The sequence below is a fragment of the Tranquillimonas alkanivorans genome (genome assembly GCF_900115595.1).
Classification (GTDB): Bacteria; Pseudomonadota; Alphaproteobacteria; order Rhodobacterales; family Rhodobacteraceae; genus Tranquillimonas; species Tranquillimonas alkanivorans.
In genome coordinates, this window is record NZ_FOXA01000003.1 from 18,584 (window position 1) to 42,698 (window position 24,115).

The 24,115-nt window shown below is 68.5% G+C and carries 22 protein-coding genes; 11 read left to right on the forward strand and 11 right to left on the reverse strand.

Features of this window, described 5'->3' with window-relative positions; genetic code table 11:
* Positions 1–29 precede the first annotated feature (29 nt).
* From BM162_RS05295 to BM162_RS05335, 9 genes are all read right to left on the reverse strand, one after another.
* Positions 30–2,228 carry a 3-hydroxyacyl-CoA dehydrogenase NAD-binding domain-containing protein gene (locus BM162_RS05295; protein WP_093418751.1) on the reverse strand — a complete coding sequence of 733 codons (2,199 nt, stop codon included), beginning with the start codon at positions 2,226–2,228 and terminating at the stop codon, positions 30–32.
* A gap of 97 nt (positions 2,229–2,325) precedes the next feature.
* Positions 2,326–2,739, reverse strand: a complete 414-nt coding sequence (locus BM162_RS05300; protein WP_093418753.1) for a hypothetical protein — start codon at positions 2,737–2,739, stop codon at positions 2,326–2,328.
* 166 nt (positions 2,740–2,905) lie between these two features.
* On the reverse strand, positions 2,906–4,117 hold the full coding sequence (locus BM162_RS05305; RefSeq protein ID WP_093418756.1) for an acetyl-CoA C-acetyltransferase: 1,212 nt from the start codon (positions 4,115–4,117) through the stop codon (positions 2,906–2,908).
* A gap of 10 nt (positions 4,118–4,127) precedes the next feature.
* Positions 4,128–4,763 carry a glutathione S-transferase family protein gene (locus BM162_RS05310; RefSeq protein WP_093418758.1) on the reverse strand — a complete coding sequence of 212 codons (636 nt, stop codon included), beginning with the start codon at positions 4,761–4,763 and terminating at the stop codon, positions 4,128–4,130.
* A 294-nt stretch (positions 4,764–5,057) separates the two neighbouring features.
* Positions 5,058–5,270, reverse strand: a complete 213-nt coding sequence (locus BM162_RS05315) for a hypothetical protein (RefSeq protein WP_093418761.1) — start codon at positions 5,268–5,270, stop codon at positions 5,058–5,060.
* 24 nt (positions 5,271–5,294) lie between these two features.
* A complete protein-coding gene (locus BM162_RS05320) occupies positions 5,295–7,073 on the reverse strand; it encodes an acyl-CoA dehydrogenase C-terminal domain-containing protein (RefSeq protein ID WP_093418764.1) in 1,779 nt (592 codons plus the stop codon).
* Positions 7,074–7,086: 13 nt separating this feature from the next.
* Complete coding sequence (locus tag BM162_RS05325; RefSeq protein ID WP_093419445.1) at positions 7,087–7,485, reverse strand: MerR family transcriptional regulator; 399 nt, start codon at positions 7,483–7,485, stop codon at positions 7,087–7,089.
* Positions 7,486–7,832: 347 nt separating this feature from the next.
* Entirely contained in the window at positions 7,833–8,201 is a 369-nt protein-coding gene (locus BM162_RS05330) for a MerR family transcriptional regulator (protein WP_093418766.1), read from the reverse strand.
* Positions 8,202–8,253: 52 nt separating this feature from the next.
* A complete protein-coding gene (locus tag BM162_RS05335) occupies positions 8,254–8,943 on the reverse strand; it encodes an SDR family oxidoreductase (protein ID WP_093418769.1) in 690 nt (229 codons plus the stop codon).
* Between the two features lie 154 nt (positions 8,944–9,097).
* Between BM162_RS05335 and BM162_RS05340 the strand changes: the two genes are divergently transcribed.
* The 4 genes from BM162_RS05340 (at position 9,098) to BM162_RS05355 (ending at position 12,757) form a co-directional block, all read left to right on the forward strand.
* On the forward strand, positions 9,098–9,532 hold the full coding sequence (locus tag BM162_RS05340; protein WP_093418771.1) for a PaaI family thioesterase: 435 nt from the start codon (positions 9,098–9,100) through the stop codon (positions 9,530–9,532).
* Positions 9,532–10,038, forward strand: coding sequence for a PaaI family thioesterase (locus tag BM162_RS05345; RefSeq protein WP_093418774.1), 507 nt, complete (start codon positions 9,532–9,534; stop codon positions 10,036–10,038). The genes BM162_RS05340 and BM162_RS05345 overlap by 1 nt, the downstream gene beginning before the upstream one ends.
* Positions 10,031–11,368 (forward strand): MATE family efflux transporter, encoded by a 1,338-nt coding sequence (locus tag BM162_RS05350; RefSeq protein WP_093418776.1) that lies wholly within the window; start codon positions 10,031–10,033, stop codon positions 11,366–11,368. Before BM162_RS05345 ends, BM162_RS05350 begins: the two co-directional genes overlap by 8 nt.
* 66 nt (positions 11,369–11,434) lie before the next feature.
* On the forward strand, positions 11,435–12,757 hold the full coding sequence (locus BM162_RS05355) for a glycine cleavage T C-terminal barrel domain-containing protein (protein WP_245759179.1): 1,323 nt from the start codon (positions 11,435–11,437) through the stop codon (positions 12,755–12,757).
* Positions 12,758–12,761: 4 nt separating this feature from the next.
* On the opposite strand, the gene BM162_RS05360 is transcribed toward BM162_RS05355, so the two are convergent.
* Together BM162_RS05360 and BM162_RS05365 are read right to left on the reverse strand one after the other, a co-directional pair.
* On the reverse strand, positions 12,762–14,357 hold the full coding sequence (locus BM162_RS05360; RefSeq protein WP_093418779.1) for a 2-isopropylmalate synthase: 1,596 nt from the start codon (positions 14,355–14,357) through the stop codon (positions 12,762–12,764).
* Positions 14,358–14,900: 543 nt separating this feature from the next.
* On the reverse strand, positions 14,901–15,905 hold the full coding sequence (locus BM162_RS05365; protein ID WP_093418782.1) for an aldose epimerase family protein: 1,005 nt from the start codon (positions 15,903–15,905) through the stop codon (positions 14,901–14,903).
* Positions 15,906–16,045: 140 nt separating this feature from the next.
* On the opposite strand from BM162_RS05365, the gene BM162_RS05370 reads away from it, so the two are divergent.
* From BM162_RS05370 to BM162_RS05400, 7 genes are all read left to right on the forward strand, one after another.
* The gene (locus BM162_RS05370; protein WP_093418784.1) at positions 16,046–18,874 is read left to right on the forward strand and encodes a molybdopterin oxidoreductase family protein; all 2,829 of its coding nucleotides are present in this window, start codon (positions 16,046–16,048) and stop codon (positions 18,872–18,874) included.
* Positions 18,875–19,040: 166 nt separating this feature from the next.
* Positions 19,041–19,781: a 4Fe-4S dicluster domain-containing protein gene (locus tag BM162_RS05375; protein WP_093418787.1), complete on the forward strand. Its 741-nt coding sequence runs from the start codon at positions 19,041–19,043 to the stop codon at positions 19,779–19,781.
* On the forward strand, positions 19,781–20,659 hold the full coding sequence (locus BM162_RS05380) for a dimethyl sulfoxide reductase anchor subunit family protein (protein WP_093418789.1): 879 nt from the start codon (positions 19,781–19,783) through the stop codon (positions 20,657–20,659). The genes BM162_RS05375 and BM162_RS05380 overlap by 1 nt, the downstream gene beginning before the upstream one ends.
* A 168-nt stretch (positions 20,660–20,827) precedes the next feature.
* A complete protein-coding gene (locus BM162_RS05385; RefSeq protein ID WP_093418792.1) occupies positions 20,828–21,598 on the forward strand; it encodes an SDR family NAD(P)-dependent oxidoreductase in 771 nt (256 codons plus the stop codon).
* Positions 21,595–22,500: a 2-dehydro-3-deoxygalactonokinase gene (locus BM162_RS05390; protein WP_093418794.1), complete on the forward strand. Its 906-nt coding sequence runs from the start codon at positions 21,595–21,597 to the stop codon at positions 22,498–22,500. Before BM162_RS05385 ends, BM162_RS05390 begins: the two co-directional genes overlap by 4 nt.
* Positions 22,497–23,102: a 2-dehydro-3-deoxy-6-phosphogalactonate aldolase gene (locus tag BM162_RS05395; protein ID WP_093418796.1), complete on the forward strand. Its 606-nt coding sequence runs from the start codon at positions 22,497–22,499 to the stop codon at positions 23,100–23,102. Before BM162_RS05390 ends, BM162_RS05395 begins: the two co-directional genes overlap by 4 nt.
* Positions 23,099–23,956 carry an SMP-30/gluconolactonase/LRE family protein gene (locus tag BM162_RS05400; protein WP_093418799.1) on the forward strand — a complete coding sequence of 286 codons (858 nt, stop codon included), beginning with the start codon at positions 23,099–23,101 and terminating at the stop codon, positions 23,954–23,956. Before BM162_RS05395 ends, BM162_RS05400 begins: the two co-directional genes overlap by 4 nt.
* The last annotated feature ends 159 nt before the right edge of the window (positions 23,957–24,115 follow it).

Here is a 24,115-nt window from a genome sequence, read left to right on the forward strand (position 1 = left end):
GCTTCTTTCGTTTCGGGGCAGGGCGGATGTCAGGCCGCCGCCTTCTCCGGAGCGAAACGGCCATAGAACGTCTCGCCCGTTTCAGCCATCTCGCGCAGAAGCTTCGGCGTGGTGAACCGCGCACCGTGCTCTTCGGTCAGCTGGTCGCAGATCTCGACCGCCTTCGCCGCGCCGATCATGTCGAGCCAGGAGAACGGACCGCCCGACCACGGCGCGAAGCCCCAGCCCAGGATCGCGCCCACGTCGCCCTCGCGGATATCTTCGAGCACGCCCTCTTCCAGCGCGCGCACGGCTTCGAGCACCTGCGCCATCAGCAGGCGGTGCTGCACGTCGCCCAGCTCGGGCTGATCCTCGCGCAGGCCATAACGGTCGCCCAGCCCGGCCCAGAGGCCCGTACGCTTGCCCTTCTGGTCATAGGCGTAGAACCCGGCCGAGGACTTTCGGCCCAGCCGCCCCTCGTCGGCCATCCAGAACAGCACCTCGTCCACCGCCGCGTCCGGATAGGCGTCACCCATCGCGGCCTTCGTCGCCTTGGCGATCTTGACGCCGAGGTCGATCGAGGTCTCGTCCACCAGCTGAAGCGGCCCCAGAGGCATGCCGACCATCTTGGCCGCGTTCTCGACCAGCGCCGGGCGCACGCCCTCTTTCACCATCCGCACGCCTTCGTTGATGTAGGGGATGATGCAGCGGTTGGCATAGAAGAAGCGGGCGTCGTTCACCACGATCGGCGTCTTGCGGATCTGGCGCACGAAATCCAGCGCCTTGGCCACTGCGCGGTCGCCGGTCTGCTTGCCCTTGATGATCTCGACCAGCATCATCTTGTCGACGGGCGAGAAGAAGTGGATGCCGATGAACTGCTCGGGCCGCTGGCTGGCCTTCGCCAGCTCGGTGATCGGCAGGGTCGAGGTGTTGGTGGCGAAGATGCAATCCTCGTCCACGACGGTCTCGACCTGCTTGGTCACCTCGGCCTTGATGCCCGGATCCTCGAACACCGCCTCGACGATCAGGTCGCAGCCCTTTAGCGCGGCGTAGTCGGTGGTCGCGGTGATGCGGCCCAGTACCTCGTCCTTCTTCTCGGGCGTGACCTTCTTGCGCTGGATGCCCTTGTCGAGGATGCCCTCGGAGTAGCTTTTGCCCTTGTCCGCGGCATCCTGCTTCTGGTCCAGCAGCACCACCTCGATCCCGGCATTGGCGCTGACATAGGCGATTCCCGCGCCCATCATGCCCGCGCCAAGAACGCCCACCTTCGTCACCGTCTGGTCCGGCACCTCGGGCCGGTTCGCGCCTTTCTCGAGCGCCTGCTTGTTGAGGAACAGCGACCGGATCATGGCCGAGGAGGTCGGGTCCATGAGGATCTTGGTGAAGTACCGCGCCTCGATCTTCAGCGCCGTCTCGAATGGCACCAGCGCGCCTTCGTAGACGGCCGAGAGCAGCGCCTTGGCGGCCGGATAGACCCCCTGTGTCTTGCCGTTGACCATCGCGCTCGCGCCGACGAAGGTCATGAAGCCCGCCGGGTGGTAGGGCGCGCCACCCGGCATCTTCCAGCCCTTCTGGTCCCAGGGCTTCACGATGTCGGCGTCCTTGGCCGACAGGACCCATTCCTTCGCCTTCTCGACCAGCTCGTCATGCGCCACGACCTCGTCCACCAGGCTCGCCGACTTCGCGGCCTTCGGGTCCATCATCTTGCCTTCCAGCAGGACGGGCGAGGCCGCCATCGCGCCGACCATCCGCGAATAGCGGGTGGTGCCGCCGGCGCCGGGGAAGATGCCGACGAGGATCTCGGGCAGGCCGATCTTCGCCTTGGGATTGTCGGTCATGAACCGGCGATGGCAGGCCAGCGCAATCTCGGTCCCGATGCCCGCGCAGGTGCCGTTGACGGCGCAGGCGACGGGCTTGCCGCCCTTGTTCTTGTCGTCCATGCCCGCGCGCTCGAGTTTGCGCAGGATGCGGTGGCCGTTCATCGTGAAGTCGAACAGGCCCTGCGCCGGGTTCTCGCCGCTTTCCTCGCGGATCTTGGCGAGCACGTTGAGGTCCATGCCCCCGGCGAAGTCCTTCTTGCCCGAGGTGATGACGATGCCCTTCACGGCGTCGTCGGCGAGCGCGCGGTCCAGGTATTCCTCGACCAGCGCCATGGACTCGCGCGTCAGCACGTTCATGGACTTGCCAGGCGCGTCCCAAGTGATGATCGCGACGCCGTCGGCGCCGACGTCGTAGGTGAAGTCGGTCATGTAAAGTCTCCGGTGCTGTCGGAAAGGGAACGCCCGGCGCGGACGGGGCCGCGCCGGTGTGGACAGTCGTTTATGATGAAGGCGCGAAGGCGCGGGGTCAGCCGACCTTCAGCTTGCGCATCGCCTCGGGCAGGGCGAAGTCGTGGTACTCCACCATCTCGATGGCGGGGCGCCCGTCCTCCCAGCGGCAAAAATAGCAGGCCCGCGAGCGCATGATCTCTTGCTCCGCGCCGTCGCGGTGCACCCAGTCCACCCAGACGGGCGACCGGCCGTTGCGGGGCATCCCCACCGCGTTGACCTGCGCCTCGAGCCGCTGGGTCCCGGCCTCGAACGCCTGGCGGCGCAGATATCCAATGGTCTGCGCAAGCTGCTCGCGCGAGCGGAAGACGGTGATCTCGTCGCCCCGGAAGACCGCGAGCGGCAGGGCATACTGCGCCGTCATCCAGTCGATGCGGTCGCGCGTGAAGCAGGCTGCCTGCGTGTCGAAAAGGCGCTGCGCCGCCGTTGGCATCCTGGACCTCCCGGACGCGTCCGATGATCTCTGCCCGCCGCGTCCGCACCCGGGTCGCGGGCGCGAGTCGGCGCCGCGGGCCGCTCGTCGCGTCACTAGACACGCGCGGCCCGCGATGTGCAACGGCAAGCATCTCACGCTGGATCACGTCGAGCGTCATGCCGCGTCAGACGCGCTCGATCACGGTGGCCGCGCCCATGCCGCTTGCGATGCACAGGGTGGCGAGCCCCACCTCCTTGTCCTGGCGCTCGAGCTCGTCGAGCAGCGTGCCGATGATGATCGCGCCGGTCGCGCCCAGGGGATGGCCCATGGCGATGGCGCCGCCGTTGACGTTCAGCCGGTCGTGCTCGACGTCGAAACGCTGCATGAAGCGCAGCACGACGCTGGCGAAGGCTTCGTTCACCTCGAAGAGGTCGAAGTCGCCGATCTGCATGCCGCTGTCGTGCAGCAGCTTCTCGGTCACCGGGACGGGGCCGGTCAGCATGATCGTGGGATCGGTGCCGATCTTGGCGGTGGCACGGATGCGCGCGCGGGGCTTGAGGCCGGTGCGCTCGCCGAACTCCTTCGAGCCGATCAGCACGGCCGCCGCGCCGTCGACGATGCCCGACGAGTTGCCGGCGTGGTGGATGTGCTCGATCCGCTCGAGATGCGGGTAGCGCATCAGCGCGACCTTGTCGAAGCCGGGCATCACCTCGCCCATGTCCTTGAACGACGGGTTCAGGGCGCCGAGCGCCTGCATGTCGGTCTGCGGGCGCATGTACTCGTCATGGGCGAGGATCGGCAGGCCGTTCTGATCCTTGATCTCGACGATGGAGCGGGCGAAGCGGTTCTCCTCCCAGGCCTTCGCAGCGCGCTTCTGGCTTTCCACCGCCAGCGCGTCGGCCTGGTCGCGGGTGAAGCCGTACTCGGTCGCGATGATGTCTGCCGAGATGCCCTGCGGCACGAAGTAGGTCTCCATCGCCACCGACGGGTCCACGGCGATGGCCGCGCCGTCCGAGCCCATGGGCACGCGGCCCATCATCTCGACCCCGCCGGCGATATAGGCGTCGCCCGCGCCGCCGCGCACTTGGTTGGCGGCCATGTTCACGGCCTCCATGCCCGAGGCGCAGAAGCGGTTGATCGCGACGCCGGGGATCGACTGGTCGAGGTCCGAGGCCAGCACGGCCGTCCGCGCCAGGCAGCCTCCCTGTTCGCCGACCTGCGTGACGTTGCCCCAGATCACGTCCTCGACGGCGTGGCCCTCGAGGTTGTTGCGGTCCTTCAGCGCGTTGAGCACCTGCGCCGAGAGCCGGACGCTGGTGAGCTCGTGCAGCGATCCGTCCTTGCGGCCCTTGCCGCGCGGCGAACGGACGGCGTCGTAGATATAGGCTTCGGTCATGGTGCCTCCTTCAGGCCCGGTCCGACGGGTGGCCGGGCATCAGATCGTATGGGTGTTTCCAGCCGGGCAGGGCGGCGAGGCCGTCCAGCCAGCGGTCGATATTGGGCCACTCGGCGCGGTCGAAGCCGAATGGCTCGGGGTAATAGAGGTAGCCGCAGCAGCAGAAATCGGCGTTGGTGGGGCCGTCGCCGACGATCCAGTCGCGGCCCTCCAGATGCGCGTCCAGCACCTTGTAGGCCGAGTTCAGCCGCCCCTGAAGCCAGCCGACAGCCTCCTGCGGACGCTTCTCCTCGGGCAGGAAGTTGGCCATGAAGCGCGCCGGCCCTGCCAGCGAGCTGAGCTTGTGGTTGTCCCAGAACATCCAGCGCAACACTTGGCGCACCTCGTCGGCGTCGCGGCCGCCGAACCTTCCGGTCTTCTCGGTGATGTGCATCTGCATCACGCCCGACTGCGTGAGCGTCAGGTCGCCGTCGATCATCACCGGCACCTCGCCCATCGGGTTGATTTGACGGAACGCCTCGGTACGCGTCTCGCCGTGGAAGAAATCGACGAAGACGGGCTCCCAGTCGAGGCCGGAGAGTTCGAGAGGCAGCGCCGCCTTGTAGGCGTTGCCGCTTTCGCCGAAGCAGTAGAGCTTGATCGTCATGCGTGCGGTCCTTCTGTCTGGCGTCTGAGCGGGGGTTTTCCACCCCCGCACCCCCGGAGAGTATTTTCAGCAAGAGGAAGCAGCATGTCGTAACGGCCGGTTAATCTAAAGCTGTCATCGCATGAGGTGCAGTACAGGCTGGAGAGCCGATGACTGCGCAAGGGGAAGCCGCTCCGTCGCCGGCCCGAGAAGGGCAGGCGTTAGCTCGCAGGTGGCGGCGGAGCGCACCCGGAGTTTCCTCTTGCCCCAAATACTCTCGCCGAAGGCGGCCGAACGGATGGGCCCGGACCACGCTCACCGCTTCCGCGCCTCCAACTCGGCGTTGAAGAGCCGCAGGCGCGCGGTGAGGTTCTCGTGGTTGGTGACGCTGTCGAAGTTCTCGAAGAGGAAGGAGAGCGCCTCGCCCTCGTCGAGCCCGGCCTCCGCCGCGAACTTGCGAAGACGGCGGTAGCCGTCCTCGGTCATCGCGGCGGCGAAGCGCCGGGTCAGTCGGAAGCGTTTCGGCATCTCTCCTCCCCTCGGATGCGTCGATCAGAAGTTCGCGGCCTCCAGCGCCATCACCGTGTCGCCGCCCGACTGGATGCGGGCGAGGTGCGTGGCCGTCGCGGGAAGCTGGCGCTTCATGTAGTAGCGCCCGGTGGCGATCTTGGTGCGGTGGAACTCGGCATCGCCTTCGCCGGCGTCGAGCTTCGCCTGCGCGACCTTGCCCATGCGCGCCCACATCAGGCCGAGGCAGACATGGCCGAACAGGTGCATAAAGTCGTACGAGCCCGACAGCGCATCGTTGGGGTTCCTCATGCCCTTTTCCATGAAGTACATGCCCGCCGCCTGCAGGTCCTTCGACGCCGCCTTGAGCGGGTCGAGGAAGTCGGCCTTCAGCGCCTCTTCGCCCTCGTTCTCCTTGATGAAAGATTTCACCAGGTCGAAGAACGCCATCACGTGCTTGCCGCCATCCGCGGCGAGCTTGCGGCCCACGAGGTCGAGCGCCTGGATGCCGTTCGCGCCCTCGTAGATCATGGCGATGCGGGCGTCGCGGGCGAACTGCGACATGCCCCATTCCTCGATATACCCGTGCCCGCCATAGACCTGCTGGGCCTGCACGGCCATGTCGAAGCCCTTGTCGGTCAGGAAGCCCTTGATGACGGGCGTCATCAGCGACACCAGGCCCTCGGCGTCCTTGTCTTCCGAGCGGTGCGCCTGGTCGATCAGTTGCGCACCCCAGAAGGTGAAGGCGCGTGCGCCCTCGACGAAGGACTTCTGGTCCATCAGGTTCCGGCGCACGTCGGGGTGCACGATGATCGGGTCGGCGGCGCCCTCGGGGTTCTTCGCGCCGGTCACGTCGCGGCCCTGCAGGCGGTCGTTGGCGTAGGCGACGGCGTTCTGGTACGCGGCCTCGGCCTGGGCATAGCCCTGCAGTCCCACGCCGATCCGCGCCTCGTTCATCATGGTGAACATGGCGCGCATGCCCTTGTGCAGCTCGCCGATGAGGTAGCCGGTCGCCCCGTCGTAGTTCATCACGCAGGTGGCGTTGCCGTGGATGCCCATCTTCTCTTCGATCTTGCCGCAGGACACGCCGTTGCGCGCGCCGAGGCTGCCGTCCTCGTTCACCAGGAACTTCGGCACGATGAAGAGCGATATGCCCTTGGTGCCCGCGCCGCCGCCGGGGGCCTTGGCCAGCACCAGGTGGACGATGTTCTCGGCCATGTCGTGTTCGCCGGCCGAGATGAAGATCTTCTGCCCCGTGATGGCGTAGGAACCGTCGTCCTGCGGCTCGGCCTTGGTGCGCATGATGCCGAGATCCGTGCCGCAATGCGGCTCGGTCAGGTTCATGGTGCCGGTCCAGTCGAGGCTGACCATCTTGGGCAGATAGGTCTGCTTCTGTTCATCGGACCCGTGGGCGAGGATCGCCGAGATCGCGCCGTGGGTCAGGCCCTGATACATGTTGAACGCCATGTTGGCCGAGACCATCGTCTCCCCCACGGCAGTGGCCAGCACGTAGGGCATGTTCTGCCCGCCGTATTCCTCGGGCAGGTCGAGCCCGTTCCAGCCGCCTTCCTTCACCTTCTCGAAGGCGTCGCCGAAACCCTGGGGTGTGCGGACGACACCGTTCTCGAGCACGCAGCCCTGGGCGTCGCCCACCGGGTTCAGCGGGGCGAGGACCTCGGCCGACAGCTTGCCCGCTTCCTCGATGACCGCGTTGGTGAAATCGCGGTCAAGCTCCTCGTAGCCGGGAATTCCGGACTCGGAGACCTTCAGAACGTCGTGCAGCACGAACTGCATGTCCTTCACGGGGGCGGTATAGGTCGGCATGAGGTCCTCTCCGTTATTCGGCGGCCTTCGGCTGTTGCAGCGAGGCCAGCATCTGTTCGCCCCAGCGCAGCTGTTCCTCCAGCTCGCCGATGGCTTCGTTCAGCTCGTCCCGCTCTTTCACGAGCGCGGCGAGGCGGTCCTTGGCGACGTCGTAGGTCCGGGCCAGTTGCGTGGCCTGGCTGTCGCCGATGTCGTAGAGGTCCAGAAGCTGCCGGATCTCCTCAAGGCTGAACCCGAAGCGCTTGCCGCGCAGGATCAGCTTGAGGCGCGCGCGGTCGCGCTTGGTAAACAGCCGCTTCTGGCCCTCGCGGCGCGGGAACAGCAGTTCCTTCGCCTCGTAAAAGCGCAGCGTACGGGGGGTGACGCTGAATTCGTCGCACATCTGACGAATGGTCATCAGGTCGTTGCTCAAGAGTGTGCTCCCAAGGGTCATTGTTCTTGCGGAGCCCGATTTGCTGCGTTCGACGCCAGCTTACAAGAACGGATCAGGTTGACGTAATTGATACGTAACGTCACTGGCGGGGCGCCGAAATCTTCCGAAAAGTGACGCGGCGTCGGCGCAAGAAAACAAGGGGCTTCAGGCGGTTCCGGCTCACTCTTGATGACGGCCGCTCGCGGGGCCGTGACGCACCGTCATAATTCCGCGTCCGCCTCGGCCGTCCGCGTGAGCGACACGAGGCTGGCCGAGGCGGAGCGGTCAGCCGCGCCGGTGCAAAGGTGCGGGTCTTCGGGCTGTGCCGGTGGTGGCGGGCGAGGGGATCAGTCGAGGAACTGGGCGGCCTCGTCGCGCAACTCGCGCAGTTCCTCGATGGTGTGGCCGAGCTGTTCGCGCTGCTCTGTCAGGGCGGCGAGCTGGCGGTCGGCCAGCTTCACCCACTCTTCCATCTGCGCTTGCGTGCCCTGCTTATCGTAAAGCAGCAGCCACTGGCGAATTTCCTCAAGGCTGAAGCCGAAGCGGCGGCCGCGCAGGATCAGCTTCATGCGCGCCACGTCGCGCGAAGTGTAGAACCGCGACCGGCCCTCGCGTTCGGGGCCGAGCAGTTCGATGTACTCGTAATACCGCAGCGTCCGCGGCGTCACGTCAAACTTGGCGCACATCTCTTTGAAGCTGAGGCGGGTCTCGGACATGTCGTTCTCCTGCGGGGGAACCTATGGCCATCGCGCGGCGGGTGCAATCGCCTCAACCGGCAAGTTCCTGAAGCACGGCCTGCGGTCCGCTCACCGCAGGTTCCTCGGCCCGCGCGACGGCGGGCGTCTGCCGAACCCAGTCGTCGCTTTCGGCGCAATGCAGCATGAAATGTGCGAGGTCGGCGTGCCGCGTGCGGATCAGGTCGTCGGGGATCGCGTCGGGCCGAACCACGTAGTCGCGGGTCAGCGCCCCGTCCAGCAGCCAGCCCGGTCGCACCGCCGTCCAGTCGATGTCGTCGGTGCCGCGCAGTATCTCTTCCATCTCGGCCATCTGGTCGAAGATGCGGTCGAGCGCCAGGTGCGCCGCCGCGCGGAACCAGAGGGGCCCGCGGTCGCGCGTCGCCACGAAGGTGGCCGAGATCACCACCAGTCGCCGCACGCCGGCGCGGCGCATGGCGTCGACGATGTTGCGTGTTCCTTCGCTATACAAAGGCGGAGGCGAGGCCGCCGTCTTCGGGGCGAGCGGCACGCCCAGCCCAGAAAGCACCGCCTCGCGACCTTCGAGTAGCGGCGCCAGGTCGCCCTCGAGCACGTCGCCCTGGCGCCGGTCCACCATGTTCGGAAACGCCGCGTCCTTGCAGTCGTCGCGGTCGATGGCGCGCACGTCGTGACCCGCCGCCACCGCCTGGTTGACGATCTGCTGTCCGGTCGTGCCGCTGGCGCCGATGACGGCGAGTTTCATGACGGTCCCCGTTCTGCTGTCTGCGTTGACCAAATGCTAGCGCGGCCGGCCTGTTCCTCCAGCGCATCGTGCCACGGCGGAGCGGGCGCCAAGTTAGGGCTTGCCGCGACGCGGGAGAGGTCGCACAACCGCGAAAAGTCTCTTCGGAGGGTGCATGGAAGACCGCAAGGCAACGCTCGCACGGCAATTCATCGAGGCGATCCCCCATGCCCGCGCGCTGGGCATGGACCTGACCGAGCTGGGCGAGGGCCTGGCCGAGATCGTCATGCCCTATGCCGACCACCTGGTGGGCGATCCGAGCACCGGCGTGATCCATGGGGGCGCCGTCTCGACCCTGATGGACACCTGCTGCGGCGCGGCGGTGATGTCCCATCCCTCGATCCCGGCGGCGACCGCGACCATCGACCTGCGCATCGACTACATGCGCGCCGCCACACCGGGGCAGAGCTTGCGCGCGCGGGCCGAATGTTATCACCGCACCCGCAGCGTCGCCTTCGTCCGCGCCGTGGCGCACGACGACGATGCCGAGCGCCCGGTCGCCACCGCCACCGGCGCCTTCACGATCGAGACGAACGGGGGAGCCACCTGATGCCGCGCCCGCAGCCCGAACCGGTACAGGTGGTCAAGCAGCGCCGCGACGCCGCGCTCAAGGCCATGGTCGAGGGCGTGCCGTACGTCCAGTGGCTCGGCATCAGCTTCGACCGCCGCGGCGACGAGCTCACGGCGATCCTGTCCTACGACGAGAAGCTCATCGGCAACCCGCTTCTGCCCGCCATCCACGGCGGCGTCACGGCGGCGTTCCTGGAAGTCACGGCCATCGTCGAGCTTGGCTGGTCGATGATCTGGGACGAGGTCGAGGCCAAGAAGCTGGAGCCCGAGGACCTGACCGCCGGCGCGCTGCGTCTGCCCAAGACGATCGACTTCACGGTGGACTACCTGCGCTCGGGCCTGCCGCGCGACGCTTATGCCCGCGCCCGCGTCAACCGCTTGGGCCGCCGCTATGCCAGCGTCCATGTCGAGGCGTGGCAGGACAACCGCTCGCGCCTGTTCGCGCAGGCCACGGGCCACTTCCTCATGCCGCAGCGGGATGGCTGACGCCGCCGCGCCGGCATCCGAGCCGAGGCCGATCACCCACCGGCGTGTCCTCGCCATCGCGCTTCCCATCGTGGTTTCAAATGCCACCGTGCCGATCCTGGGCGCGGTGGACACCGGCGTCGTGGGACAACTGGGCGAGGCCGCGCCCATCGGCGCGGTGGGCATCGGCGCGATCATCCTGACCGCGATCTACTGGATCTTCGGTTTCCTGCGCATGGGCACGGTCGGCCTGACCAGCCAGGCGCTGGGGGCGGGCGACCGGCCCGAGGCCGACGCGCTTCTGTCCCGCGCTCTGATGATCGGGCTGTCGGCGGGGGCGGCGATCATCCTGCTGCAATTGCCGCTGTTCTGGGGCGCCTTCCAGGTCTCGCCCGCCTCGGCCGAGGTCGAGGCGCTGGCCCGCGACTACATGGCGATCCGCGTCTGGTCCGCGCCCGCCGCGATCTCGATCTACGGCATCACCGGCTGGCTGATCGCCGCCGAGCGCACGCGCGCCGTGCTCGCTGTGCAGGTCTGGATGAACGGCTTCAATATCGTGCTCGACCTGGTCTTTGTCCTCGGCCTCGGCTGGGGCGTGCAGGGCGTGGCGTTGGCGACCTTCCTGGCCGAGTGGTCGGGCCTCGCGCTGGGCCTGTGGTTTTGCCGCGACGCCTTCGCCGGGCCGCACTGGCGCGACTGGCCGCGGGTCTTCGACCGGGTGCGCCTAACGCGCATGGCCGCCGTGAACCGCGACATCCTGATCCGGTCGGTGCTGCTCGAGGCGATTTTCGTGTCGTTCCTGTTCTACGGCTCCGACTTCGGCGACGTGCCGCTCGCCGCGAACCAGATCCTTCTGCAGTTCCTGCACGTCACGGCCTTCGCGCTCGACGGCTTCGCCTTTGCCGCCGAGACTATCGTCGGGCAGGCCTTCGGCCGCCACCGTCCTGACCGGGTGCGGCGCGGGGCGCTCGTCACCTCGGCCTGGGGCGGGCTCGCCTCGCTGGTGCTGGCGGTGTGCTTCCTGGCCTTCGGCGGCACGATCATCGACATCATGACCACGGCCCAGCCCGTTCGCGACGCCGCCCGCGAATTCCTGCCGTGGATGGTGCTCGCCCCGATCCTGGGCCTCGCCGCGTGGATGCTCGACGGCGTGTTCATCGGTGCGACCCGCACGCAGGACATGCGCAACATGATGGTGATCTCGGCGGCCGTGTATGCAGTGGCGCTTCTGGTCCTGCTGCCGGTCTTCGGCAATCACGGCCTGTGGATGTCGCTGCTGATCTCGTTCGTGGCGCGCGGCATCACGCTGGGCCTGCGCTATCCGCAGCTGGAGCGGTCGGCGGCGGGCTGAACGGAACGCGGGACAGGGCGGAGACGTTTTCTATCGGCACACGGCCAAGACCCGAAAGGTGCCGCCATGCCCACGTCCCCCGACCGCCTGCACCCCAACGTGCCCGTCATCGACCAATCCGACCGGCGCGTGCCGTTCAACCTGCGCCAGTCCGGCCCGACGCCGGTGCAGATGCTGATTTCGACCCGCGTGCGGAAGTCGCCGTTCTGGCACCTGGCGGTCGAGGCGGGCTGCTGGCGTGCCACGGTCTACAACCGCATGTACCACCCCCGCGGCTACGCCAGGCCCGAGGAGGGCGGGGCGATGGCGGAGTACCGCGCGCTGGTCAATGGCGTGACGCTGTGGGACGTCGCGGTCGAGCGGCAGATCCGCGTGAAGGGGCCGGATGCGGAGCGCTTCGTGGATTACGTCATCACGCGCGACGCCACCAAGATCAAACCGATGCACGGCAAGTACTGCATCCTGTGCAACGAGGCCGGCGGCATCCTGAACGACCCTGTGCTGCTGCGGCCGGCGGAGGACGAGTTCTGGTTCTCCGTGTCCGACTCCGACCTGATGCTGTGGCTTCAGGGCGTGAACGTTGGCCTGCGCATGGATGTCGAGATCGCGGAACTCGACGTCTCGCCCCTCCAGATCCAGGGCCCGCTGTCCGAGGACCTGATGGTGGACCTGCTGGGCGAAGCCGTGCGCGACATCCCGTACTACGGCCTGATGGAGGCCGAGCTCGAAGGCTGCTCCATCCTCGTCTCCCGCACGGGGTTCAGCGGCGAGAAGGGATACGAGGTCTATGTCCGCGACGCCACCTATCACGCCGAGGCCGTCTGGTACGCCATCCGCGGTCACGGCGCCCGCTACGGCCTGCGCGTCATCGCCCCCGGCCACCACCGCCGCATCGCCGCCGGGATCCTTTCGTGGGGGCAGGACATGGATGCCGAGACCTCGCCCTTCCAGGTCAACCTCGCCTGGCAGGTGCCGCGCAAGAAGCAGGGCGACTATATCGGGAAGACCGCGCTCGAGACGCAGCGCGCGCAGATCGAGGGCGGGACGTACCCGTTCGCGCAGAAGCTTGTCGGGATGAAGATGGGCGGCCAGCCGATCACCGACTACGCGCCGGATTTCTGGCTGATCCGCAACGAGCACGACGCCCGCATCGGCTTCGTTACCTCGCCCTGGTGGTCGCCGGAGTTGGAGACGAACATCGCGCTGGGCTTCGTGCCGTGGGACTACACTGCGCTCGGCACGCGGCTGAAGGTGGAACTGCCCGAGATCTATCGCGAGATCTCGGGCCAGCCGGTTGAGGCCGAGGTGTGCGAGGTGCCGTTCGTCGCCTCCGAAACCCCCAGCAGTCGCGAACGCGCCTTCGCCGCCGGCAAGGACGCGTCCGACTGACGCCTCAGCCCACGTCCTTGTAGCTCACCGCCTTCACGTCCGCGTTCTCGCCGGCGGTGCGGCGGCGCACGATCAGGCGGTTCAGAGCCGTTACATACGCCTTGGCCGAGGCCACGACCGTATCGGTGTCGGCCGACTGCCCGGTGACGACGCGCCCGTTTTCCTCCATCCGCACGCTGACGGTGGCCTGCGCGTCCGTGCCCTCGGTCACCGCGTGCACCTGGTAGAGCTGCAGCCGCGCCTCGTGCGGGAACAACGCCTTGACGGCGTTGAACGTCGCGTCCACGGGCCCGTCGCCCTGCGCCGTGGTCTGGTGGTCCACGCCGTCGATCGTCAGCGTCAGGTCGGCCGATTGCGGCGCCTCGGTGCCGCAGATCACGCGCAGGAACTTGACCTGCAGGTGCTCATTGCCCTCGCCGGCCGACTGGTCGCGCATCAGCGCCTCGAGGTCGTCGTCATAGACTTCTTTCTTGCGGTCGGCGAGCGCCTTGAACCGGACGAAGACGTCGTTCAACTGGTTGTCCGCCAGTTCGAACCCCAGCTCCTTCAGCTTCGAGCGCAGCGCCGCGCGGCCCGAATGCTTGCCCATGACGAGGTTCGTCTCTTTCAGGCCCACGTCCGAGGGGCGCATGATCTCGAACGTCTCGGCGTTCTTGAGCATCCCGTCCTGGTGGATGCCGGATTCGTGGGCAAAGGCGTTCTTGCCGACGATCGCCTTGTTGAACTGAACCGGGAAGCCCGAGACCGTCGCGACCCGGCGCGAGATGTTCATGATCTTGGTGGAATCCACGCGTGTCGACCACGGCATGATGTCGTGGCGCACTTTCAGTGCCATCACGACCTCTTCCAGCGCCGTGTTGCCGGCGCGCTCGCCCAGCCCGTTGATCGTGCACTCGATCTGCCGCGCGCCGCCCGCGACGGCGGCCAGCGAGTTGGCCGTCGCCATGCCCAGATCGTTGTGGCAGTGCGTGGCGAAGACCACGTCCTCGCCGCCCTCGACCTCGGCGATCAGCCGGCGGATCAGGTCGGCGCTTTCGACCGGTGCGGTGTAGCCCACCGTGTCGGGGATGTTGATCGTCGTCGCGCCCGCCTTGATGGCGATCTCGACCACGCGCTTGAGGTACTCCCACTCGGTCCGCGTCGCGTCCATGGGCGACCACTGCACGTTGTCGCACAGGTTGCGGGCGTGGGTGACCGTTTCGTGGATGCGATCGGCCATCTCGTCCTGCGTCAGGTTCGGGATGGCGCGGTGCAGCGGCGAGGTGCCGATGAAGGTGTGGATGCGCGGCGACCTGGCGTGCTTCACCGCCTCCCAGCAGCGGTCGATGTCCTTGAGGTTGGCGCGCGCCAAGCCGCAGATCGTGGCGTCCTTCGACTGCTCGGCAATGGCCTTCACGGCCTCGAAGTCGCCTTCCGAGGCGATGGGGAAGCCGGCCTCGATGATGTCCACGCCCATCTCGTCGAGCATCTCGGCGATCTCGAGCTTCTCGGCGTGGGTCATCGTGGCGCCCGGCGACTGCTCGCCGTCGCGCAGGGTGGTGTCGAAGATCAGCACGCGGTCGTCGGGCGCGCCGGTGCGGGGGGAAGTCGTGTCGGTCATGATGGTCTCTCTTTGTCCTTAGCGTTTCCCGGCGCTGGTCCACCCCTGAGCGGCGCGCCGGTCGGGCACGCTCAAGGGCAGCTAAGGAGAAGGAGGGCGCGAAGGGGCAGGGCGCGGGGCGCGCTGCGCGGGCGGATATCGGCCTTCGTGCTCATGGCGCGCGAGTTTAGGCAGCCGCGCCGGGATGACAACCCCCGATCTGACGTTGCGGCGCGAGGCGGAGGATGGCCCCGGCATGTCGCTAGAGAGAACGGACGGCGAAGCGCTCCGCCGGAAATTCGCGCGGCCGCGCGCCGGAAATCGCCGTTGCACCCGCACGCACCCGCCCGAGGACAGCACCCGGCCGCGGGTGGCTGCGAAGGGTCCGCCCGAGGGGGCGGCCGGGCGCTGTCCGGGCCGCTGGCCCGGACGTGCAAGCGGTGAGAGTCGCGGCCTTGGCGTGGGCGGCTGGCGCAAGCTTGGGGAGGTGGGGGTCCGGCCCGACACATTTCGTCCGATGCAGAACCGCTCACGCGGCGCCCGGCGAACCGCGGCCACTCGCGCCTACCGCAGGAACCGGAACTCCGTCTCCTGCTCGTACCGCTCCCCCGGCCGCAGCAGGACGGACGGGAAGTCGTTGTGGTTCGGTGCATCGGGCCAGACCTGCGGCTCGATGGCGAAAGCCGCGAACGGCCCGTAGCCCGTGCCGTGATGCGTGGCGTAGTCCTCGGCGTGGAGCGTCGCCGCGCCGAAAACCTGCAAACCCGGCTCGGTCGTCGCCACCTCGAGCGTCAGGCCGTTGCGCCCGGTCAGTCGCAAGGCCGGCGTCATCCCGCGCCGCGCCTCCGCCAGGCAATAGTTGTGGTCGAGATGCCCCGCCGAGGCCTCGGTCGCCTCGCGCGGTTCGCGGAAGTCGAACGGCGTTCCCTCGACCGACGCGACCTCGCCCCTGGGAATCTGCTCGCCGTCCACCGGAAGATAGCGGTGGGCCAGCACCTGAAGCCGCTGCCCCTCCCACGTCGCGCCGCCGTCCATGGTCCAGTAGCCGTGATGCGCGAGGTTCATGAGCGTGTCGGCATCCGTCTCGGCCTCCAGCCGCACCGACAGCCCGGGTGTGTCGGTCAGGCGGTACGTCGCCATCACCCGCCGGTTGCCCGGGAAGCCGCCGGTCCCGTCCGCCAGGTCCACGGCCAGCACGGCGAAATCCGCGCCCTGGTCCACGACCTCCCACACCTGCGCGTGCAGGCCCGAACTGCCCGAGTGCAGCGTGTGCCGCCCCCCCTGGTTCGCCTCGAAATGCCGCACCTCGCCGCAAACCCGGGCCTGCGCGCCGGCGATGCGGTTGGCCACCGGCCCGACGACCGCCCCGAAATACGCCAGAGGCCCCTCGTAGGCCGACAGGTCCGGCGACCCCAGCGTCAGCGCATGGTCGTGGCCGTCGAGCCGAAGATCCTGCAGGATCGCGCCCAGCGTCAGGACCCGCGCCGTCAGCGGACCCCGCCTCAGGGTCAGCACGTCCACGGTGCGGCCGTCGCTCAGGATGCCGAAGGGCGCGCGATCGGGGGTCATGGCGTCTCCTCTCGTTCAGACGAGGCGCAGCAGACCATGGCCGGCAAGACGCGGCAACGTGATTCCGGGACCCGGAAAATAGGGTCGCGTTCCGGTCCCGATCTGGTAATTGATACAGGAATGATACACGTCGTGACTCCATGACCCGGACCGAGCCCGCCCTCGACACGTCGCCCAAGGTCTCGGACGAGGTCCGCAAGACCACCTGCTACATGTGCGCCTGCCGGTGCGGGATCGACGTGCACCTCAAGGGCGGCAAGGTCGCGTATATCGAGGGCAACCGGGACCACCCGGTGAACCGCGGCGTGCTCTGCGCCAAGGGCAGCGCGGGAATCATGCAGCACCTCTCGCCGGCCCGCCTGCGCGCGCCGCTAAAACGCACCGGCCCCCGCGGCTCGGGCGAGTTCGAGCAGATCAGCTGGGACGAGGCACTGGAACTCGCGACCTCCTGGCTCAAGCCGATCCGCGCGGAGGCGCCCGAGAAGCTCGCCTTCTTCACCGGCCGCGACCAGTCGCAATCCTTCACCGGCTGGTGGGCGCAGGCCTTCGGCACGCCGAACTACGCCGCCCACGGGGGCTTCTGCTCGGTCAACATGGCCGCCGCCGGCATCTACACCATGGGCGGCGCGTTCTGGGAATTCGGCCAGCCCGACTGGGAGCGCACGAAGCTCTTCATGATCTTCGGCGTGGCCGAGGACCACGACAGCAACCCGCTCAAGATGGGTCTCGGTCGCCTCAAAGAGCGCGGCGCGAAGGTCATCGGCGTCAACCCGATCCGCACCGGCTATAACGCCGTGGCCGACGAGTGGGTCGGCATCACGCCCGGCACCGACGGGCTGTTCGTCCTCGGTCTCGTGCATTGCCTGCTGAAGGCCGGGAAGATCGACCTCGACTACCTCGCCCTCTGGACCAACGCCCCGGTGCTGGTCAACGAGGATCCGGCCTCGCCCGAACACGGCCTGCTGATGCGGACCGGGGACGGCAAGGAGATGGTGATCGACCGGCGCACCGGCCGCCCCGCGCCGTATGACGGAAAGGGCGTGCGCCCCGATCTCGCCGGCAAGCTGCGCCGCGCCGGCGTCACCCACCGCAGCGTCTTCCAACACATCGCCGCACGCTACCTCGCCGGCGACTACGCGCCCGAGGTCGTGGGGCCCAAGGTCGGCCTCTCCCCCGATGGGATCCGCCGCATCGCCGCCGAGCTTGCCCACGTCGCCTTCGACCAGGCCATCGAGATCGACCAGCCCTGGACCGACTTCCGGGGGGAGCGGCACGAGACGATGACCGGCCGCCCGGTCAGCTTCCATGCCATGCGCGGCATCTCGGCCCATTCCAATGGCTTCCAGACCTGCCGCGCCCTGCACCTGCTGCAAATCCTGCTGGGCAGCGTCGAAACCCCCGGCGGCTTCCGCTTCAAGCCGCCCTACCCCAAGCCCGCCACGGCGCACCCCAAGCCACACGCCGGGGTGATCCCGGGCCAGCCGCTCGACGGGCCCCACCTGGGCTTCGTCCACGGCCCCGAGGACCTGCTGGTGGACGAGAGCGGGAAGCCGAAGCGCATCGACAAGGCGTTCTCGTGGGAAAATCCGATGAGCGCGCACGGCCTGATGCACATGGTCATCTCGAACGCGCATGCGGGCGATCCGTACAGGATCGACACGCTGTTCATGTACATGGCCAACATGGCCTGGAACTCGACCATGAACACCGGCGGCGTGATGAAGATGCTGACCGACACGGACGAGAATGGCGACTACGTGATCCCCCGGATCATCTATTCCGACGCCTATTCGTCCGAAATGGTCGCCTATGCCGACCTTGTCCTGCCCGACACGACCTACCTCGAACGGCACGACTGCATCTCGCTCCTCGACCGCCCCATATGCGAGGCCGACGCCGTGGCCGACGCCATCCGCTGGCCCGTGGTCGAGCCCGACCGCGACGTGCGCGGCTTTCAGTCGGTGCTCATCGACCTCGGCGCCCGCCTCGGGCTGCCGGGGTTCGTGAACGAGGACGGCACGCCGACATACGCCGACTACGCCGATTACATCGTCCACCACGAGCGCCGGAACTGCGTCGGCCCCCTCGCCGGCTGGCGCATCGGCGAAGGCGGCCACACCCACGGCCGCGGCCATGCCAACGACGCCCAGCTCGACGAGTACATCCGCAACGGCGGCTTCTGGATGGAGCACGTCCCCGATGAGGCGCTGTTCTACAAGCCGTGGAACACCGCCTATCAGGATTGGGCGGTCGAAAAGGGCTTCTACGACCGCCCGCAGCCTTACCTTTTCTCGCTCTGGTCCGAGCCTTTGCGCCGCTTCCAGCTCGCCGCCGAGGGCAAGACCCACCGCCAGCCGCCCGAGCACCTGCGCCCCCGCATCAAGGCCACGCTCGACCCGCTGCCGATCTGGTATCCCCCGCTCGAGGACGGCCACGCCGACCCGGTTGAATATCCCCTCCACGCGCTCACCCAGCGCCCGATGGCGATGTACCATTCATGGGGGTCGCAGAACGCCTGGCTGCGCCAGATCCACGGCCGCAACCCGCTGTTCGTGCCGACCAAGGTCTGGGAGGCCCACGGCTTCGCGGACGGCGACTGGGCCCGCCTTTCCTCGGCCCACGGTGAAATCGTCGTTCCGGTCGCCCACATGGCGGCGCTGAACGAAAACACCGTCTGGACGTGGAACGCCATCGGCAAGCGCAAGGGCGCCTGGGCACTGGACCCGAACGCCCCCGAGGCGACCAGGGGCTTCCTCCTCAACCACCTGATCCACGAGCTGCTGCCGCCCAAGGGCGACGGCCTGCGCTGGTCGAACTCGGACCCCGTCACGGGCCAGGCCGCCTGGTTCGACCTGCGCGTGAAGATCGAGAAGGTGAAGGCTCCGGACGAAGCCTATCCGGTGACCACCCCGCAGGCCTCCCCTGTCGGACGCGGACCGAAGACCGTGCGTCAGAAGGTCGGCAAATGACGCGCCGCTCCTTCTTCTGTCCGGAAATATCCCCGCCGGAGGCACCGCGCGCCCGCAGGGCGCGCAAGAGATCGCGTGGCGCCGCAGGCGCCTCATTCGGTGAACCTCAGCCGGTGGCGGTCCGCGGGATCTTGAGTATTTTGGGCAAGAGGAAACAGGGGGCGCGATGACCGAGCTTCCCGAGAGGACCGACCGCAAGCTCGGGCTGGTGATCGACCTCGACACCTGCGTGGGCTGTCACGCCTGCGTCGTCGCCTGCAAGGGCTGGAACACCGAGAACTACGGCGCGCCGCTCGCGGACGCCGACGCTTACGGCGCGGACCCAGTGGGCGCGTTCCTCAACCGCGTGCATTCCTACGAGGTGCAGCCCGAAAGCGGCCCGGCGCAGCTGGTGCACTTTCCCAAGTCCTGCCTGCATTGCGACGACGCGCCCTGCGTCACCGTCTGCCCCACGGGCGCAAGCTACAAGCGCGGGGAGGACGGCATCGTGCTGGTGAACGAAGCCGATTGCATCGGCTGCGGGCTCTGCGCCTGGGCCTGCCCTTACGGCGCGCGCGAGATGGACCCGGCCGAGGGCGTGATGAAGAAGTGCACTCTCTGTGTCGACCGGATCTACAACGAGAACCTGGCGCCGGAGGACCGGGAGCCCGCCTGCGTGCGCACCTGCCCCGCCGGGGCGCGGCATTTCGGCGACCTGGGCGATCCCGAGAGCGCCGTGTCGCAACTTGTCGAGTCCCGCGGCGGCATGGACCTGATGCCCGAGCAGGGCACGAAACCGGTCAACAAGTACCTGCCGCCCCGCCCGAAGGACGACCAGATCGACGTGCTCGCCCCGCTGCTGGAGCCCGTGGCGGAAGAGCCGCGCGGCTTTCTCGGCTGGCTCGACCGGGCGCTGGAGAAGCTCTGATGCATCCCGCCCCCTCGCTCATCGCCTTCAGCACGCTCTCGGGCCTGGGTTTTGGCCTGCTTGCCGCGCTGGGGCTGGGGTTTCCTGCGGTGACCGGCTGGACCGCGCTGGTGTTTTTCGTCGTCGCCTTTGCGCTGGCGGGCGGGGGGCTGATGTCCTCGGCCGCCCATCTGGGCCATCCCGAGCGGGCGCTGAAGGCCTTCACCCAATGGCGCACGAGCTGGCTGAGCCGCGAGGCGTGGCTCGCCTGTGCGGCGTTGGGGGGCATGGCGCTCTACGCTGCGTTGCTCGTCCTCGGGGGCGTCCGCGTGGCCCTGCTGGGATGGCTGGGCGCGCTCCTGAGCCTCGCGACAGTCGGTGCGACCTCGATGATCTATGCCCAGCTTCGCACCGTGCCGCGCTGGCACCATTGGTCGGTGCCGGCGCTGTTTCTCGCCTATGCCGTCACCGGCGGTACGCTGCTGGCCGGGCAGGTGACGGCTGCGGTGGGTCTGCTGATGCTCACCGGCCTCGGGCAGTTCCTGGCGTGGCGGGCCGCCGACCGGCGCGTCGCCGCCTCGGGCACCGACATCGGAACGGCCACGGGCCTTGGCGCGCGCGGCGCCGTCCGCAGCTTCGAGCCGCCGCATACGGGGGGCAGCTACCTCACGCGCGAGATGGTGTTCGTCGTCGCGCGCAGGCACGCGACCAAGCTGCGTTCGATCGCGCTGGTGCTTGCCTTCGTCGTGCCTGCCGTGCTGCTGCTTTTGCCCTTCAGCCACGTGCTCGCCGCGCTCGCGGTGCTGAGCCACCTTGCGGGCGTGCTGGTGCAGCGCTGGCTGTTCTTCGCCGAGGCCGAGCATGTGGTCGGCCTCTACTATGGTCGCCAGTTTGGTTAACGAAGTCTGAAAACGTTTCGCGCGCGAAACATTGTTCCGGCCCGCACGCCCCTTGACCCTGCGTCCCCGCGGCGGGATGACAGGAGGAGCCGGCCCCGACAGGCCGCGCCCATGTCAGCCACGCGCGCGGATTTTCGTCGAAAATCCGTGCCCCCTCCGGAGGAGTCGATGCGCCATACCGCCCGTTTCCCAGACCTCGACGATGCGTCCGTCTTCATCACCGGCGGCGGCTCCGGCATCGGCGCGGCGCTGACTGACGGCTTCCTGGAGCAGGGCGCGCGGGTCTTCTTCGTCCAGCGCCGCGACGGCACCGCTTTCGCCGACGAGATGGAGGACAAGCACGGCCGCCGCCCCGCCTTCGCCTCGTGCGACATCACCGACACCGCCGCGCTGCGAGACGCCCTGGCAGAGGCCGCGCGCCTGCACGGCCCCGTGACGGTGCTGGTCAACAACGCCGCCAACGACGCGCGCCACGCCGCGCTCGAGATCGACGAGGCGTACTGGGACCGGGCGATGGACATCAACCTCAAGCCGTACTTCTTCGCCGCGCAGGCCGTCGCGCCGGGGATGAAGGCGGCGGGCGGCGGCGCCATCGTCAACTTCACCTCGATCAGCTACATGATGGGGCAGGCGGGCTACGTCGCCTACACCACCGCGAATTCAGGGATCAACGGCATGACACGGTCTCTCGCCCGGGAGTTCGGGCCCGACGGCATCCGCGTGAACGCGCTTGCCCCCGGCTGGGTGCTGACCGACAAGCAGCGCGAGATGTGGGCCACGCCCGAGGGGCTGGCCGCGCATCTCGACCGGCAGTGCCTGAAAGAGCACCTGTCGCCCGAGGACATGGCCGGACCGGTCCTGTTCCTGGCCTCCGACGCGTCGCGCATGATGACGGGGCAGGCGCTGGTCGTGGACGGCGGCGTGGTGGTGACGGGATGAGCGTGCGCCCGACCTGGATCGCCGTCGACTGGGGCACCACCCACCTGCGCGCCTGGGCCATGGACGGGGCGAAGGTGCTGGCCAAGGCGTCGTCCGAGAGCGGCATGGCCGCGCTCGACCGCGACGGGTTCGAGCCGGCGCTGCTGGACCTTCTTGCGCCGTGGGACGTGGGCGATCACATCAACGTCGTGGCCTGCGGCATGGTCGGCGCGCGGCAGGGCTGGGCCGAGGCGCCCTATGCCGCCGTGCCCTGCACGCCGCTGGGCGCTGGCTTCACGCAGGCGCCGGTGCGCGACCCGCGCCTGTCGGTGCACATCGTCCCCGGCGTCAAGCAGGACCGCCCGGCCGACGTGATGCGGGGGGAGGAGACGCAGATCGCCGGCTTCCTTTCGCAGCGAAAGGATTTCGACGGCGTGCTCTGCTTGCCGGGCACCCACACCAAGTGGGTGCATGTCTCTGCCGAAGAGATCGTGAGTTTTCAGACGGCGATGACCGGCGAGATCTTCGGGCTGCTGACGGACCGCTCGGTGTTGCGCCACTCCGTGGCGGGCGAGGGCTGGGATGACGCGGCCTTCGCCGACGCCGTCACCGACTCCATGTCCCGCCCCGAGGCGCTGGCGGCGCGGCTGTTCGGCCTGCGCGCCGAGGGGCTGCTCAACGACCTCGCCGCGCAGACCGCGCGTGCGCGTCTGTCGGGCCTGCTGATCGGGGCGGAACTGGCCGCCGCGCGGCCCTATTGGCTGGGGCGCGAGGTCGCGCTGATCGGGGCACCCGCGCTCACTGCGCTTTACCGCGCCGCGCTCTCGGCGCAGGGCGTGGCGGCCGTGCGCCACGACGGCGGAGAGATGACGCGCGCGGGCCTGATCGCCGCGCATGCGAAGCTGAAGGAGACCGCCCAGTGAGCCGCCCCCTGATCGCCATCCTGCGCGGCATCGACCCTTCCGAGGCCGTCGAGGTCGCCGGTGCGCTGATCGACGCCGGCATCGACCGGATCGAGGTGCCGCTGAACTCGCCCGACCCGATCGAGAGCGTGCGCCTGATGGCCGCCGCCTTCGGCGACGCGGCGCTCATCGGCGCGGGCACCGTCCTGACGACGGCGCAGGTGTACGAGGTGCGGGCGGCGGGCGGCAAGCTCGTGGTGTCGCCCAACTGCGATCCTAGGGTCATCGCCGCGACGGTCGCCGCCGGGCTTCAGAGCTTCCCGGGCGTGCTGACGCCGTCGGAGTGCTTCGCGGCGCTCAAGGCCGGGGCGACCGGTCTGAAGGTATTCCCCGCGTTCCAGATGGGAATCGAGGGCCTGAAGGCGCTGCGCGCGGTCTTGCCGGTCGAGACGCAGGTCTACATGGTCGGCGGCGTCGGACCGCGCGACTTCGGCGCGTGGCTTGCCGCCGGGGCCAGCGGCTTCGGGCTGGGCACCTCTCTCTATCGCCCCGGGGACGTGTCGGCGGATGTGGGCGCCCGCGCCCGGGACACCGTCGCCGCCTATGACGAGGTCGCACGATGAGCATCACCTTCGACGACACGCAGTGCCTGCTGGGCGAGGGGCCGCTGTGGCACCCCGAGCGCGAGCAGCTGTTCTGGTTCGACATCCTTTCGCGCCGCCTGCTGACGCGCGAGGGCGCGGGCACGCGGCACTGGCAGTTCGACGAACACGTCTCGGCCGCGGGCTGGGTCGACCGGACTTCGCTGCTGATCGCCTCCGAGACGGCGCTGTTCCGGTTCGACATCGAAAGCGGCGGGCACGAGCACGTCGTGGACCTGGAGGCCGCGGACCCGGTGACGCGCTCGAACGACGGGCGCGCGGATCCGCACGGGGGCTTCTGGATCGGGACGATGGGCAAGAACGCCGAGCCCGGGGCGGGCGCGATCTATCGCTATTACCGGGACGAGCTGCGGCGGCTTTTCGCGCCGCTGACCATCACCAACGCCATCTGTTTCGCACCTGACGGGCGGACGGGGTATTTCACCGACACGAACGACAAGCGCATCATGCGCGTGGCGCTCGACGGCGACGGATGGCCGGAGGAGGAACCCTCGGTGCTGGTCGACCTGTCGGACACGCCGCACGCGCCGGACGGGGCGGTGACGGACGCCGATGGAAACCTCTGGAACGCGCAGTACGGCAGCGGCCGCGTCGCCTGCTATGCGCCCGACGGGGCATTTCTGCGGGAGGTGGCCTTCCCGGCGAGCCAGACCACCTGCCCGGCCTTCGGCGGCCCGGACCTCGGGACGCTCTACTGTACCTCCGCATCGGACGGCCTCGCCCCCGAGGAGTTGGCCGAACAGCCCGCCCACGGCCGGACCTTCGCCGTCACCGGCGTGGGCGTCGGCCGTCCGGAGCCGCGCGTGGTGTTGTAAGAGGCGTCGTCGGACAGGAGCACGCGGCCAGCGCAACCGGAGCCGTTTCCGCACCCGCTTTCCGCCAACACATCCGGGCCAGCGGCCAGACAGGCCCGACCGCCGCCATGGGCGGGCGTTGTCCTGTTGTGGTGAACACGCGTGAGGGGACAGTGTTAC

What these genes read in the sequence shown, in the direction of transcription:
- BM162_RS05370 (WP_093418784.1), top strand. Translation starts at nt 16,046, where the DNA reads ATGACCCGGACCGAGCCCGCCCTCGACACGTCGCCCAAGGTCTCGGAC.
- BM162_RS05390 (WP_093418794.1), top strand. Translation starts at nt 21,595, where the DNA reads ATGAGCGTGCGCCCGACCTGGATCGCCGTCGACTGGGGCACCACCCAC.
- BM162_RS05305 (WP_093418756.1), bottom strand. Translation starts at nt 4,117, where the DNA reads ATGACCGAAGCCTATATCTACGACGCCGTCCGTTCGCCGCGCGGCAAG.
- BM162_RS05355 (WP_245759179.1), top strand. Translation starts at nt 11,435, where the DNA reads ATGCCCACGTCCCCCGACCGCCTGCACCCCAACGTGCCCGTCATCGAC.
- BM162_RS05385 (WP_093418792.1), top strand. Translation starts at nt 20,828, where the DNA reads ATGCGCCATACCGCCCGTTTCCCAGACCTCGACGATGCGTCCGTCTTC.
- BM162_RS05315 (WP_093418761.1), bottom strand. Translation starts at nt 5,270, where the DNA reads ATGCCGAAACGCTTCCGACTGACCCGGCGCTTCGCCGCCGCGATGACC.
- BM162_RS05300 (WP_093418753.1), bottom strand. Translation starts at nt 2,739, where the DNA reads ATGCCAACGGCGGCGCAGCGCCTTTTCGACACGCAGGCAGCCTGCTTC.
- BM162_RS05360 (WP_093418779.1), bottom strand. Translation starts at nt 14,357, where the DNA reads ATGACCGACACGACTTCCCCCCGCACCGGCGCGCCCGACGACCGCGTG.
- BM162_RS05350 (WP_093418776.1), top strand. Translation starts at nt 10,031, where the DNA reads ATGGCTGACGCCGCCGCGCCGGCATCCGAGCCGAGGCCGATCACCCAC.
- BM162_RS05295 (WP_093418751.1), bottom strand. Translation starts at nt 2,228, where the DNA reads ATGACCGACTTCACCTACGACGTCGGCGCCGACGGCGTCGCGATCATC.
- BM162_RS05320 (WP_093418764.1), bottom strand. Translation starts at nt 7,073, where the DNA reads ATGCCGACCTATACCGCCCCCGTGAAGGACATGCAGTTCGTGCTGCAC.
- BM162_RS05375 (WP_093418787.1), top strand. Translation starts at nt 19,041, where the DNA reads ATGACCGAGCTTCCCGAGAGGACCGACCGCAAGCTCGGGCTGGTGATC.
- BM162_RS05340 (WP_093418771.1), top strand. Translation starts at nt 9,098, where the DNA reads ATGGAAGACCGCAAGGCAACGCTCGCACGGCAATTCATCGAGGCGATC.
- BM162_RS05380 (WP_093418789.1), top strand. Translation starts at nt 19,781, where the DNA reads ATGCATCCCGCCCCCTCGCTCATCGCCTTCAGCACGCTCTCGGGCCTG.
- BM162_RS05365 (WP_093418782.1), bottom strand. Translation starts at nt 15,905, where the DNA reads ATGACCCCCGATCGCGCGCCCTTCGGCATCCTGAGCGACGGCCGCACC.
- BM162_RS05345 (WP_093418774.1), top strand. Translation starts at nt 9,532, where the DNA reads ATGCCGCGCCCGCAGCCCGAACCGGTACAGGTGGTCAAGCAGCGCCGC.
- BM162_RS05400 (WP_093418799.1), top strand. Translation starts at nt 23,099, where the DNA reads ATGAGCATCACCTTCGACGACACGCAGTGCCTGCTGGGCGAGGGGCCG.
- BM162_RS05330 (WP_093418766.1), bottom strand. Translation starts at nt 8,201, where the DNA reads ATGTCCGAGACCCGCCTCAGCTTCAAAGAGATGTGCGCCAAGTTTGAC.
- BM162_RS05310 (WP_093418758.1), bottom strand. Translation starts at nt 4,763, where the DNA reads ATGACGATCAAGCTCTACTGCTTCGGCGAAAGCGGCAACGCCTACAAG.
- BM162_RS05335 (WP_093418769.1), bottom strand. Translation starts at nt 8,943, where the DNA reads ATGAAACTCGCCGTCATCGGCGCCAGCGGCACGACCGGACAGCAGATC.